The following is a 14,047-nucleotide window of genomic DNA, read 5'->3' as shown; positions in this document are numbered from 1 at the left end:
TGTAGTAGGATTAATGTTAAGTATAAATGATAAAAAGCAATAAATATGCACAATTTCATATATAAATAGATACTTTTTGTTAACTGTTTTAAAGGGGAGGAAATGTATGGAATTAGTATGATAGAATCAATTTGTATTAAATCGAAAGGGGATGAGTGTAAGTTAAAAAGAATGATTCTAGGGGTTTCATCATTAGTAGTGGGAGCAACAGTTGGTTTAGCGACAGATGTATCCGCAGCACCTGCCCCACCATTAAAATCATTAAATGTAGTAAAAGTTGAATCTCAATTAGGCGGAGTTGAATTTATTGGTCCTAATAATCTAAGTACAGTTAAAGATCATGGAGGAAGCTATTTATCATTTATACAAATGAAATGGGATATGGTAAAAATTCGATTGCTCAAATGAGTGGTCAAAAACTAAAAAAAGTAGATTCTAAGATGATTGATATTAATGGTGATAGAACAGTTGATGGATGGGAATATAAATGGGATGCTTCGGGACAGCAAAATGGACAATTTAAATATCAAAACACATCTACAAATGCACCTTGGAATACATTATCTACGTCATTAAATATTAAATAAGCTAACAGAAGAATCTAATGTTAATTTTTTTGTCGGTTGCAATAAATGTAATGTTTAGGTAACTAAAGGAGTCTACGTTTTTTAGTGGGCTCTTTTAATCTAATGATAAGATACTGGCAAATTGATAAGCTATTTTATCCAATTGTCACATTCGAAATTTACATAATGTTATTTCGGTAAACAAATTTATGTTTAATAGTGTGAGTAATTAAACATAAATCTATCAAAAAATCAATAAAGTTATTAAATGAGTCTTTCAGCATAATTATCTAAAACTACATATTTATGAATTTTTATAATATTTTTAGTATATATCTAGTCCTAAATCATACCATTTTATAACAAAATACTATAATTTGATTAGTAATAGTAGTGAAAAAAACATTAAACATAACTAGGTAATATAGCTAATGTTATTTTTTCACATAATTTGTTTAATAGTATGCATATCGTTATTATTCAATGTAACTAAAATAATTTAAAAGGAGATAGGAAGTTATGTTTAAAGTAAAAACAAATGGAAGAATAAAAAAGATTGTTATGATTTCTGCGGCTTGTACCATGATGTCAATGTATGGGGCACCAATTTCTAGTACAGAGGCAGCAATCCGATCGCATGCTCCATCAGTTTATGTAACACCACAAAATACTGCTGCTTCAGATATTATTAGCATAGACTGGTCACCAATCCAAACGGCACCTTATACATATTGGGCTGTACATAACTGGAATCAGGGAGGAGAGGGTGGCGGTTATGCCGGCTTCCAACAACAAAGCGGTTTTGATCAAACCGGTAAACGTACCCTTCACTTTGCACTTTGGGATCCAATAGCATCAAATCAAGCAATAAAAGCTGAATATTTATCGCCGACTTCGGAAGCCAGTAGATTTGGTGGAGAAGGAACAGGTTTGAAGGTACAAACAACTTATAATTGGAAAGATAGTGAATGGTATCGAATGACACTACGTTCTTGGCAAGAAGATGGTCATACAAAGTTTGGCCAGTGGATAAAAGATAATAAATTAAATCAATGGAAGTTAGTTGCTATTATGGATCATCCAGTTGCGAATGTTCCATTTAACTATGGTTTATCGATGTTTCAAGAGGACTGGGCTGGTAATGGACAAGATGTAAGAGAAGCACGCCTTAAAAATGGCTATAGCAGAAAAGTTTCTGATAAACAATGGAATTCTTGGAATAATCAGCGTATCTCTGGGCAACATGATACCTCTTATCAATACGATGGAGGAGCAACTTCAGAATATCTATGGGTTAAGGCGGGAGGAAATACTCAATCAACTATTGGTACTGGAAAGACTTTTAATATAAATCAGCCTAGTCAACCAGAAATGGGAAATTTGGATTTTGATATTCAAAATATTCGTTTTGAAAATGAAAAATTAAATGTGTCTTGGAAATTGAAAGAACAAAGTACTCCCCAGTTTAAAGGGGAAATTGAAATCTATGACAATGAAAAGTTAACGGGACAAGCTTTGAAAGTAATCGACAATATTAAGTCCTATCAAACTGAGGTAAGTCAAACTATGCAATTGCCTCAAACAGCTTATGCTAAAATTACATTAACAGATATATTTGATCGAACTGTAGAGAAAAAAGTAGCAATTACAAATGGAAATTCTGATATTTTAGTAGGGAATCAATTTGCATGGTCCCTAAAAGGAATTAGTGATTTCGAGTTTGCTAAAATCAATTTCAATAAGTCGAAAGAAGAAATGCAAATTGACTTAAAAGCAGGCGTACCGCATCATTATTTTAATGAAACATATGCGAGTATTAAAGTACAAAATGCATCAGGAAAAGTAGTATACAATAAAGATATTTATGGAAACAAACAACAAAATGCTGAATCGCAAAAAATTCCAGTCAAAGTAGGAGATTATATTGAGTTGACACACTTAGAGGGTGTGCATAGAGCTACTTTCAAAAATGTAGACAACAGTAAACAAGAGAGCTTTGGAAAAAAAGCCATGTACGAAATTACAAAAGAAGGTCTGAAGAAAGTAGAAAAAATGCCAGAAGCAACAATTTTAGATGGAAATCAATTTGTATGGTCCTTAAAAGGATATAGTGATCGAGAAATTGCAAAAGTAGATTATAACAAAACGTCAGAAGAGCTAAAAATAAAATTAGAAGCTGGTGTACCGCATTCATACTTCAATAGTACATATGCGAGTATTAAAGTCCAAAACTCATCCGGTAGCGTTATATACAATAAGGAAATCGTAGGGAATAGACAACAAAATGCCGAAATCCAAATTGTGTCTGTAAAAGTGGGAGATTACATTGAATTAACTCATATAGAAGGAGACGCAGTAAATGAAAAGACACGCGCAACATTAATGAATCTTGAAAATAACAAAAATGAGACTATTGGAAAGACAGCAAGGTATCAGGTTACAACAGAGGGCTTAAAAAAAGTAGAAAAAATGCCAGAGACAACAATTTTAGACGGAAAACAATTTGCATGGTCATTAAAAGGATATAGTGATAGAGAAATTGCAAAAGTAGATTATAATAGAACAGCAGAAGAGCTGAAAATAAAATTAGAAGCTGGCATACCGCATTCGTACTTTAATAGTACATATGCAAGTATTAAAGTCCAGAACTCATCCGGTAGCGTTATGTACAATAAGGAAATCGTGGGAAATAGACAACAAAATGCTGAAACCAAAACAGTACCTATAAAAGTGGGAGATTATATAGAATTTACTCATATAGAAGGGGAAGCAGCAAAGGAAAAAACGCGAGCGACTTTAACTAACCTTGAGAATGGAAAACAGGAATATATAGGTAAGAAAAGAATATATCAGGTTACATCTACAGGATTAATAAGACAATAAATGTATTAAAAAGTTGGGGGAATCCTCAACTTTTTTTATTGAAATAAAAGGTTCTGGTGCAAAAACTTCAAGGTAATTACAAGTAATCTCTAAAACTTGGACATACTGATACTATTACTCTAAAAAGGTGTGTGATCGGTATGGAAAAGAAAAATTGGTTCAAATGGAAGCACTATCAGCCTGATATTATTTTATTGGTTCTGGTGCAAAGATTGTATTTATTTGAAAGAGGTATATAGATTCCTAATGGAATCTATTCTTATGCAGCCATTCCGAATAGTTGATGAATAAACTTCACTTCATTTTTGACAGACTTGTCCCGTAAAATAAGTTGGCCTTTTTTAATGATATGCATCGCTTCTATTCCTGAAAGAATAGATTTAGCTGTACGAAAAGATTTCAATCCTAGCATTGAACGAACTCTCTTTTTAATAAAACGATGATCTTGCTCTACAATGTTATTAAGGTATTTTACCTGCCTTATTTGGATGCCCACAGGCATCTTTTTCTCTGTCTTCAACTCTTCAATCGCTATAGGATAGGCCGGGTTTTTGTCCACTGTAATCACACGGGGCTTTGAAACATGAAAAGACTGCAAAGCTTTCTTGAAAAAACGCTTTGCAGCCCTATGATCTCTTGTTTTGCTTAAATGAAAATCAATTGTATATCCTTTTGAATCAACAGCACGATATAGGTACATCCATTGACCTTTGACTTTCACATAGGTCTCATCGACTCGCCAAGAATCATTGTTTGATTTAAGATGACGTCGTACTCGCTTATCTAATTCGGGACCATATTGATGAACCCATCGCATGATAGTTGTATGAGCCAGGGATAGCCCGCGTTCTTCCATCATTTCGACTAAATCACGAAAACTGAGGTTGTACCGTAGGTACCATCTCACGGTTAATAAAATAACATCCGGTTGATAATGTTTCCACTTGAATAGATTTTTCTTTTCCATACCAATCACATCCTTTTTTAGAGTAATAGTATCAGTATGTCCAAGTCTGAAAGACTTTTTTTAGATATTTTGAAGTTTTTGCACCAGAACCTTTAAGTCTTCCATTGCTATGGCTATCGCATGTTTTTCTGTATCAATTAACGATAACCCCTGTTTAATAGGAGACCAATATTCATATCCGTAATCTTCAAACCACGCAAAAACTTTTGTACTGAAAAAACCATCATTTCGTTTGATAACTTGGACTTTGTATCTTTTGCTTGGGGAAACAATTTCTTTAATGATTTCTTCCATTGTCTATCTCCCTATATCTTTTATCCAGATTGTACCACATCAAGAATATAAATGATGAAAGGTATTTTGATTGCATAAGGTATACATGTGAAGTTAACATAACGTCCTATTATCAGTAGTCCATGTAATTAAAAGTAGTAAAGACACTAGCAGATAATAGACCTAATAAAAATTAGGTCTATTATTTTTATTTAATTCAAACTCTTCTTCATGTATTACTATACTTGTAATTCTCACTTTTTTTTAGTATGTGACTTAATTTAAGAATTCAAATTATAAATGGAGTGTACAGTGCGAAAATTCTGCCCCTGAAAAAACGTTAATTTTCTTGTTTACAAACAAGAGGGCATAGGAGTAATATATTGTACATAAATTCATATCACTATTCGCTGAATCCATATGGAGCGGGGGAACCAAATTTTGTGCGATTGCACTCGGGGTGAATCCTTCTTAAATGAAGGTAGGGCTACTCTCAAGGCCCGAATCCGACAGCTAACCTCGTAAGCGTTTCGAGAGGGGATACTATGGTGACTTTTAAAAACACTGGGTGAACTTTGGTGTCTTTTTTTATACTCTTTTTCTGGAAAATAATTCAAAAAAAGGATGAGAAACTTGAAAGAGACACCCATAAAAACGAAAAATCCACTTTGTTCTTTCCCTTCTAATTCCAAACCTTCTAAATTAAGAAGAGAATTAGGGATGAGACATTTAACAATGATTTCTATAGGCGGAAGCATTGGGACTGGGTTATTTATAGCAAGCGGAAATACGATTCATACAGCAGGACCTGGTGGAGCAATTATAGCTTATTTGTTGATGGGGTGTATTGTTTACCTGTTGATGACCAGCTTGGGAGAGATGGCAGCGTATATGCCTACATCGGGTTCTTTTAGTACGTATGCTTCTAAATTTGTAGATCCTGCATTTGGTTTTGCAATTGGTTGGAATTACTGGTTTAGCTGGACTATTACTCTTGCAGTTGAAATTTCATCAGGAGCTATTCTTATGAAATATTGGTTTCCATACAGTCCATCTATTCTTTGGAGTGCGTTATTCATACTGTTTATGCTTGGAATTAATATTCTTTCAGTGAAACATTATGGAGAAATGGAGTTTTGGCTTTCACTTGTAAAAGTTATTACTATAGTCGTGTTTATTATGTTAGGAATAGCCACGATATTTGGAATTTTCAAAGGGAATCCTATTGGATTTCACAATCTAACAATTGGGGACGCACCGTTTCATGGAGGTTTTCTTTCTATTCTTAGTGTGTTTATGATTGCGGGATTTTCCTTTCAAGGTACAGAAATGGTCGGAATTGTAGCTGGAGAAAGTAAAGATCCTGAAAAGCATATTCCAAAAGCTGTGCGGCAAATCTTTTGGAGAATTCTTTTATTTTACATACTTACCATTTGCGTAATTGGAGTCATAGTTCCCTACACAGATCCGAATCTAGTTAACAATGACATTAGTAATATTACAATGAGTCCCTTCACACTAGTATTTGAAAAAATTGGCTTCGCATTTGCAGCTTCTATTATGAATGCAGTTATCTTGGTATCTATTCTATCAGCTGGTAATTCTGGAATGTATGTTGCAACCCGAATGTTATGGGTAATGGCAAAAGAAGGGAAAGCTCCAAATTGCTTAAAAAAAGTAAATAAACAAGGTGTTCCTATTAATGCTTTACTTATGACAACGACTGTGGCAATCGTTGCGTTTGCAGCTTCTTTATTTGGAGAAGGGCAAGCATTTATATGGCTTTTGAATGCTTCGGGACTATGTGGATTTATTGCATGGTTAGGGATTGCTATAAGCCATTATCGTTTTCGTCAGGCTTTTTTACATCAGCAAAAGAATTTAAATAAGCTCCCGTATCAAGCAAAGTGGTATCCTATCGGTCCTATTTTGGCATTTGTAATATGTACTATTATTATTTTAGGACAGAATTATTCAGTCTTTATAGGATCACATGTCGATTGGTATGAAGTACTTGCTACTTATATTGGTTTACTGCTTTTTCTTGTATTTTGGTTCGGCTATAAAATTATAAAAAAAACAAAGGTGATTCCATTACATCAAGTCAATTTAGAGCATGATGATCATTAAGAATGGAAATTAAGGAGACAAAAATATGGAACTAGACATTCTACTCAGGTTACTTGTAGCAATACTTGTTGGAGCAATAATTGGATTAGAGCGTCAATGGCATAATTGCATTGCTGGATTACGTACAAATGTACTTGTTTCCGTTGGTGCTGCACTTTTTGTACTATTAAGTGTACTCACTCCAACTGATAATACACCTACAAGAATAGCTTCTCAAATTGTAAGCGGGATTGGTTTTTTAGGTGCTGGAGTTATTATGAAAGATGGATTGACAGTTCGAGGACTGGATACAGCAGCAACCTTATGGTGTTCTGCTGCTGTAGGAACATTAGCAGGTAGTGGCTACTTACTTATAGCTATAACGGGAACCATTCTTATTGTCAGCATAAATAGTTTACTAAGACCTGTTTCAAAATGGGTTTCCGAAAAATCCGAAAAAGGTTTTAAATATTCCCAACAAGTTACCGCTCTCTCTTATAGAGTAAAACATAAACCATCAGAGAAAAAAGATTGCTAAAGAGAAGCTAATTTTAAGAACGTTATCAATAATAATAATAGAGACCTATTCTAGATGGGCAAATAGAGAAATAATTAGTGTGCAATTTATTCAATATTTGAACTGATGAAAAATAGTTTATACAAAGTAATAAAAGAATACGGAAGTACATTAAAAACAGCCCTGAGCTGTTTTGGTAGTCCAACCTTACAGTAGCAGTTTATCTTTCTTCGAATATATAAACTAATTACTTAAGGCGTCTAGAAAGGTGGGAGCTTCATATCAAACAAATAGAATGTTTTACAGAACCATATTTTAAAACTGTTGGTGGACGAAAAAAGGCATATAGAGTGTTTGGTTACAAAGATGGGGAAAAAAAATCTTTTCCGATTACATTTAAAACATTGAAACAGGTAAGAACGTTTACCTACAAACATGCTCTCGAAAATCCTGGATGGTTAAATGCCAATGGTGATATTAGTGAATATAATGTTAAAGTGGATAGAGATGAATATAAAAATGTCTGGCAAGATAATGTTATAGAAAATGTATATAAAAATTACACTGATTTTAATAATTGGTAGCAGTAATTCTTAAACTGCTATGATTCCAAATTAATTTTTTACAAAACGCTATGAATAAATGTAAAAGTATGAGGCAAGGAAATTCACTCATGTAGAGCAACAAGAAATCAAAACTGGAATTGATAAATAGATGACTTAAAATGTTTCAGAAATGAAACTAATTGAGTCATCTATTTTTTATTATGTAGGGAATGTTGTTGTTCGAAGTAACGAATATACGACTACAGATTGAATTTATTAGAAAATAATTTTTCTACCTTTGAAATTTTAATGACTCCTAAGTGTTTATCAAGGTATATCTTTACAAACAGTCAAAGAACATCTATGAAATATTAAAACATCAAGTTTATAAAGGCTGTTAAAAAAATTTATAAACGTTTATTTTAGATGAATACCTTTATAAATGAAAGTGGCATAATTATGGTAAAAAAATGTAAGGTAACTATCAAACGTGGCAAATATTTATGGATATATTCGTGTAAGTACAAAAGATCAAAATGAACAACGTCAATTACATAAGATGATGGAACGAGGAGTGGAAGCTCGGCGTATTTTTTTCGACAAAGCAAGTGGACGACACTTTGATCGTCCTCAGTATCAATTATTACGAAAAATATTGAGTACAGGTGATATTCTTTACATAGATGCTTTAGATCGTATGGGACGTAATTATGATGAAGTAATTTCAGAGTGGAAATACATAACAAGAGAATTACAGGCTGATATTGTTGTTTTAGAAAATGAAACTTTATTCGATAGCCGTAAGTTCCGTGAAATGGGGGACATGGGTCGGTTGATGGAAGGGATTACTATAGCTAAATCTCAAGGAAAACACCTAGGACGTCCTCAGGTGAACCTTGCCACCTTAAGCAAACAACAAATGCATATAATAGAAGCAAATTACCCCAAATGGAAAAGTGGAGAAATAACAGCTGTTATCTTTATGGAAATGTTAGGTTTGAAAAAAATACATTTTATAAAATAATGAAGGAATATGAAGTAGCATCTCTCCTATAGGAAATGCTACTTTATCCCCGGTTGTAAGAATACGTGTACTACCCCTTGTAGCTCATCAGACACTGAAACAGGGAGACAAAAACCGCCATTCTTTCCAATAATTCTACAGAAAGAACAGCGTATTTTTCGTTTTATGGATACAATTTCACTTTAGCTTGATGCTGATGGGATACTACCCTTAAATGTATGCCATAATTCATGTTTGGATGAATGCTTACTTCTGTTTAATAGGCAGTGTATAATAGCCAAAAGCCAAATCTAGTAAGGCGCTCGCTTCTTGACGCAGTAACAGATCCATTGGACGGAAGGTAAAAGATCCGTCAGCATTAATAGTAGTATCAGGGTCTACGATTCCTTGTGAGGCAAGGGCTTGAATGGACTGGACCGCCCAGGCATCCGCAGTGTCAAGCAATTTCACATGATTGGCTTGGTCAGGTTGAATATGCTTCAAGTTTTGAATCATGGTTGCTGCAACTTGTCTGGTAATCGGAGTCGCGCGGTCATATCCTGGTATGCCTGCTATGAATTGTTTTTTAATTTCTTCGGTTTTTCCTGGAAAAATGCTCCATCCATGTGCAAGCAACAAGGCATCAGCAAATTCTCCTTGTGTCATGGTGCCCATTGGATCGAATAGATTACCTGCTTTAGCATTCATGATGTCTAAAGCATAAAGATTGTCGATGTGGATTCTATAGTTACTCTTTTGCGGGACGTCTGCAAAAGTTGGTTTGATATTGATTTTCTGAGATTGAGCAACAATGCCTAGACCCTTAGGACTGGTGTAATAAAAATATGCGATTTCTCCGGCCGCATTTTTTTGAAAAGCAATCTTATTTCCTTCCGAATCCTCAAACAACAACGGGTGAATCATTTTGAGGACTTGTTTGCCAGTTGTTTCATCTTCCATGACCAACGCCCCATTCTCATAGGTAAAGTGAGTACGAATCGCAAACGCACGTGTGTTTTGGTACAAGCCCAAGTATTTTTGTGCTTCTTTTCCCTTTAACGAGAGATACACTGTTTTCTCCGCTTTGGGAGCAGGGAAATAATGATCCATGAACACTTCGTACACTTCTCGACTCATCATGGAATCATTATTGTAAGACATGAAGAATGCGGTTTTCTGTTCAGGTACCAAAACCATTAATGAAGAATGTCCAGGCATATTCCCACCTTTTAATACAACATGTTGACCATTGGCGAGGTCATTGAAATATGTTTCAAATCCAACTGTCGCAATAGGAATCGTCTTATCTGCGAAAACTTGGTGGGTATGCATCATATCCATGCTTTTTTTACTTACTATTTCTTTACCGTCAAACTTTCCATTCTGTAGCTGCATGATCATGTACTTTGACATGTCTTCTCCAGTGGACAAAATACTTCCTTGTGGTCCATCAGTTGGAGCGTGCCCATTTGTTGGAATAGGATCGCCAGTGGAACCGTAATGTGTAGCCATTCTCTTGAGAAGGTCAGGCGTAAAGCGCACACTGGTAGACTTCATGCCTAATGGTTTAAAAATATTCTTTTCCATATATCGTGAGAAAGATGTGCCCGTAACATTCTCCACTGCATGTCCTGCGAGTAAAAATGAGAAGTTGTCATACGTATAAGCTTCACCGGGTGGCCGTACCACCGTCGGCATATGTTCGGGTAGAAATTCCTTAATAGATATATTTTTATTTACATATTCAGGCCCGATTAGCGTGGTGATATCGGGCAGGTCTACGCCGCTGGTATAGGTCAGCATATCAAACAGTGTGAGGGGTTTTCCTGTTTGATTGGGTATTTTCAAACCACCGAGATACTGTTGTACATCTTGATCTAGTTTAAGCTTTCCTTTATCGACTTGTTGCATCACAGCCAAGGCAGTAAAAGTTTTCGAAACTGAAGCGATTTGAAAGACCGTTTCCTTAGTGACGGGAATTTTCTTTTCTTTATCAGCATAACCATAGCCTTTATTGACGACGACATTTCCATCATGAACGACGACAAAACTAGAACCGTTCACATTGTACTTCTTCATTTTTTCCTCAAATAACGGATCAGCAAAAGATTCTACTTCTTTTTTATTATTGGGCGTTTTCGTAATTTGGATATCGGTCGTGGATGCCGATGATTTTGATTTTCCAACTTCTAATGGCTGTGGGGAACACGCAGAAATCATACTTGAAGAAGAGAGAAAAATTGCGACGAGACCCAGTTTGTTGATCGCTTTTTTCATTTTTGTACACTCCTTTATTCGATTGGAATTTTTTTGTTGGCACAACGAGTTATTAGCTCGTTAGTGTATGAACAGAGTGTAGCAAGCGGCAAGTCATAGTAGATAGTGATCATCTGTCATTTCCTATATGACACAAAAAATAGAAGAGGTTACGGCTGTATTGATAGTCATGTCATACAAATCATGACACTTTGACACTACCGTATGTGACAGACAAATACTTAGAATCAAAGGGCGGCTCTTTACGTATTAGCAATGAAAGATGAGGGGAGATTCTAATGACGAAAACATCAACTCGAAAAGTTTTGCAAGATTTCTATTTTTTGTTGTTTACCTTTGGATCTGGAGTATTTTACTTTTGCTTCTATTTAGTTAGCATTACATTTGCATTAGTGATGACGGTTATCTTCCTGGGGGTTCCCTTGTTGGCGAGGGTGTTGCAAACAACTCACACATTTGTCCAGTATGAACGCATTCAGACGAAGGTTTATACGGATATATCGATAGAACCATTACTGCCAAGGACAAAAAGTGGAGGGGATAGATGGATTAAATCGGGAGAAATAATTCTCAATAGTAGCAATTGGAGGGCGGCTTTTTGGCTCATGCAGAAATTTTTTGTTGGAATGATGAGCCTTATATGTGTCTTTATACTGTACATAACTCCGCTCGTATTTATCTTTACACCCTTTCTTTTTCCATATTTTGATATATACTTATTGGGAATTGCGGTGAATTCATGGGAGAATGCTATTTTTGTCATGATTATTGGTTGTATCCTCATCTGGATACGTATTTGTATTGGAAACAGCTTAGTTCGAATAATTGGAATGTACACGCGTTCTATGTTTAAAGCTATAAAGGGGTGATAATTTGTTTAAAACTTTGAAACTATGGTTCTGGTATGATTGGGCATTACTTTGTATACGTTTTATCATTTGGTTATCATTGATGTTAACGACTATCCAACATCAAGACCATTTGACTGTACCACTTTGGATCATTATTATTTGGGAAGTTGTGTCATTTTCAGTACCTTGGATTTGTTTAATGTTCAGTTATCGCTATTATCTATTTGTTGAGATACTTTTATTTGGGGGAGTGTGCTTCTACTTAACTTTATTATTTCCGTCAGCGTATCTTGCTTTTTTAATGCCAACTTTCATGATTGCGGCAAATAGTGCTGATAAATCATACCGTTGGTCGGGTTCAATCACAATTATTTTATTCCCATTGCTCATTACGATATTTTCTCCGGTAACAGATTTATGGGTGATAATCCTACAAATCGGTTTAGCTTTTGCTATGGGTTCTTGCTTTCGTTTACTGGTTGTCAATTACCGTCAAAGCGAAACTATTAGGAACCAGAAGCATGTATTGGAACAATACGTATCCCAAGTTGAGCGGATTACTTTACTGGAGGAACGTGACAGGCTCTCAAAAGATTTACATGATACGATGGGGCATTCCTATACCTCAATTATTATGGGAATGGATACACTACGTACGGAATTAAAGACTAAAGAAGGAGAGCAAAAGCTCGACTCATTATTACAATTGGCCCGTAATAGTATGGAAGAAGTAAGAATGTATTTGCATCAAATGGATTTACCACAAGAATCTCTTTCCTTAACTGTCACATTACAACAATTGACAGAGGAATTTGAGAAACATGCAAAAGTAAATGTACGCTTTCGAATAATAGGGGAAGAGTATATGGTCTCCAAGCAATCAAAGATGACATTATACCGGAGTTTGCAGGAATCATTAACAAATGCGGTTCGCCATGGACACTCCACCGAAATCATTGTGTCACTTCATTTTGAGCCACAACAGATAAGATTGGACGTGCAGGATAATGGCTGTGGGGTAGAGGAATGGAAGGATGGATTCGGATTAACTGCGATGAAAGAGCGCGTGAGTCAATTACAAGGGAGAGTTATTGTTTACTCCAAAAAAGGAGAAGGGACGTTAATTTCATGTGTGTTACCGAGACTTGTACAATTGTCCAATGAACGAATCCGCTTGTGTATCGTCGATGATCATTCTTTTATTCGAGAAAGTCTTCATACAATTTTGGATGGACAGGAGGGCTTGCAGGTAGTGGGGATGGCTGAAGATGGAGAACAGGCTGTGGAATTGTGCGAAAGCCTGAATCCAGATTTGGTATTAATGGATTTGGAGATGCCCAATCTTGATGGGATTCGTGCGACCAAAATAATCAAGGGGAAATGTCCTGATATTCGTGTCCTCATTCTGTCAACGTTTCAGGATATAGAAAGGGCGAAGGAAATCATACGAAGCGGTGCTGACGGCTATTTGTTGAAGTCCATAAATTCACGTGAACTAGCTGAATCGATTCGCCTAGTCTATCGGGGAGGCACAATGATAAACCAGGACTTGTTTCATAGAATGTGGGAAGAAGATGAAAAAACAGGATCAGTTAAATCAAAATCAGATGGAAAAGAGTTTGGCTTAACGAAACGCGAACTAGAGGTATTGAATTTATTATCACAAGGTAGCCGTTATAAAACAATTGCTTCGAAGCTTTACTTATCAAACGGAACAGTAAGAAATTACGCTTCCAATCTCTATGAAAAGCTGGGAGTCAAAAATCGAGAAGAAGCCGTGCAAAAAGCTAAAGATACAGGCTTACTTTTGTAAGAGGGAATGTAGTCAACTGCTAGAGTACGTGAACAATTCTATATTTTAGAGCTACATTTTAAGGATAAATAGTGTTTTAAGAGTTTTTTAGTTTATTTGAATGAGAGTCATTATGTTTCCGTTCTTAAGTTGATGGATGTGTGGTGCTACCCCACATCCATCAACTTAAGGATTTAGACTATTCTTAAACTAAAAAGCACGTTACTATTCTCTTATGTTAATGAGAAAGGGTGACGTGCTTTT

General features: G+C 35.4%; 9 protein-coding genes, 3 pseudogenes and 1 riboswitch. Of the genes and pseudogenes, 9 read left to right on the top strand and 3 right to left on the bottom strand.

Annotated features, from left to right (window positions below; all coding sequences use genetic code 11):
• Positions 1 to 102 precede the first annotated feature (102 nt).
• From MR155_RS27175 to MR155_RS27165, 3 genes and pseudogenes are all read left to right on the top strand, one after another.
• A pseudogene (locus tag MR155_RS27175) lies at positions 103 to 587 on the top strand (DUF4879 domain-containing protein).
• Between the two features lie 498 nt (positions 588 to 1,085).
• A complete protein-coding gene (locus MR155_RS27170; RefSeq protein ID WP_151304227.1) occupies positions 1,086 to 3,449 on the top strand; it encodes a putative mucin/carbohydrate-binding domain-containing protein in 2,364 nt (787 codons plus the stop codon).
• Between the two features lie 140 nt (positions 3,450 to 3,589).
• A pseudogene (locus MR155_RS27165) lies at positions 3,590 to 3,670 on the top strand (IS6 family transposase); the annotation flags it as partial.
• Positions 3,671 to 3,708: 38 nt separating this feature from the next.
• Here MR155_RS27165 and MR155_RS27160 read toward each other — a convergent pair.
• Both MR155_RS27160 and MR155_RS27155 read right to left on the bottom strand, forming a co-directional pair.
• On the bottom strand, positions 3,709 to 4,416 hold the full coding sequence (locus MR155_RS27160; RefSeq protein WP_201063612.1) for an IS6 family transposase: 708 nt from the start codon (positions 4,414 to 4,416) through the stop codon (positions 3,709 to 3,711).
• 60 nt (positions 4,417 to 4,476) lie between these two features.
• Positions 4,477 to 4,710 carry a hypothetical protein gene (locus MR155_RS27155; RefSeq protein ID WP_242311566.1) on the bottom strand — a complete coding sequence of 78 codons (234 nt, stop codon included), beginning with the start codon at positions 4,708 to 4,710 and terminating at the stop codon, positions 4,477 to 4,479.
• Positions 4,711 to 5,087: 377 nt separating this feature from the next.
• Positions 5,088 to 5,233: riboswitch (cyclic di-AMP (ydaO/yuaA leader) on the top strand.
• Positions 5,234 to 5,322: 89 nt separating this feature from the next.
• Between MR155_RS27155 and MR155_RS27150 the strand changes: the two genes are divergently transcribed.
• The 4 genes and pseudogenes from MR155_RS27150 to MR155_RS27135 all read left to right on the top strand — a co-directional run bounded on the left by MR155_RS27150 (position 5,323) and on the right by MR155_RS27135 (position 8,916).
• Complete coding sequence (locus tag MR155_RS27150) at positions 5,323 to 6,819, top strand: amino acid permease (RefSeq protein WP_277958774.1); 1,497 nt, start codon at positions 5,323 to 5,325, stop codon at positions 6,817 to 6,819.
• A gap of 25 nt (positions 6,820 to 6,844) precedes the next feature.
• A complete protein-coding gene (locus MR155_RS27145; protein ID WP_000417877.1) occupies positions 6,845 to 7,336 on the top strand; it encodes an MgtC/SapB family protein in 492 nt (163 codons plus the stop codon).
• Between the two features lie 329 nt (positions 7,337 to 7,665).
• Positions 7,666 to 7,899: a hypothetical protein gene (locus MR155_RS27140; RefSeq protein ID WP_000468174.1), complete on the top strand. Its 234-nt coding sequence runs from the start codon at positions 7,666 to 7,668 to the stop codon at positions 7,897 to 7,899.
• Between the two features lie 451 nt (positions 7,900 to 8,350).
• Positions 8,351 to 8,916, top strand: a pseudogene (locus MR155_RS27135) (recombinase family protein).
• Between the two features lie 214 nt (positions 8,917 to 9,130).
• On the opposite strand, the gene MR155_RS27130 reads toward MR155_RS27135, so the two are convergent.
• Positions 9,131 to 11,140 carry a serine hydrolase domain-containing protein gene (locus tag MR155_RS27130; protein ID WP_242311565.1) on the bottom strand — a complete coding sequence of 670 codons (2,010 nt, stop codon included), beginning with the start codon at positions 11,138 to 11,140 and terminating at the stop codon, positions 9,131 to 9,133.
• 278 nt (positions 11,141 to 11,418) lie between these two features.
• On the opposite strand from MR155_RS27130, the gene MR155_RS27125 reads away from it, so the two are divergent.
• Positions 11,419 to 12,009, top strand: coding sequence for a sensor domain-containing protein (locus MR155_RS27125; RefSeq protein WP_201063622.1), 591 nt, complete (start codon positions 11,419 to 11,421; stop codon positions 12,007 to 12,009).
• A 4-nt stretch (positions 12,010 to 12,013) separates the two neighbouring features.
• Complete coding sequence (locus tag MR155_RS27120) at positions 12,014 to 13,804, top strand: helix-turn-helix transcriptional regulator (protein ID WP_242311563.1); 1,791 nt, start codon at positions 12,014 to 12,016, stop codon at positions 13,802 to 13,804.
• Positions 13,805 to 14,047 lie beyond the last annotated feature (243 nt).

Origin of the sequence: Bacillus cereus group sp. BfR-BA-01331, assembly GCF_022663915.1 — a bacterium.
Classification (GTDB): Bacteria; Bacillota; Bacilli; order Bacillales; family Bacillaceae_G; genus Bacillus_A; species Bacillus_A mycoides.
Note: the sequence above shows the minus strand (reverse complement) of the source record. Positions and strands in the feature narration are given on the sequence as shown.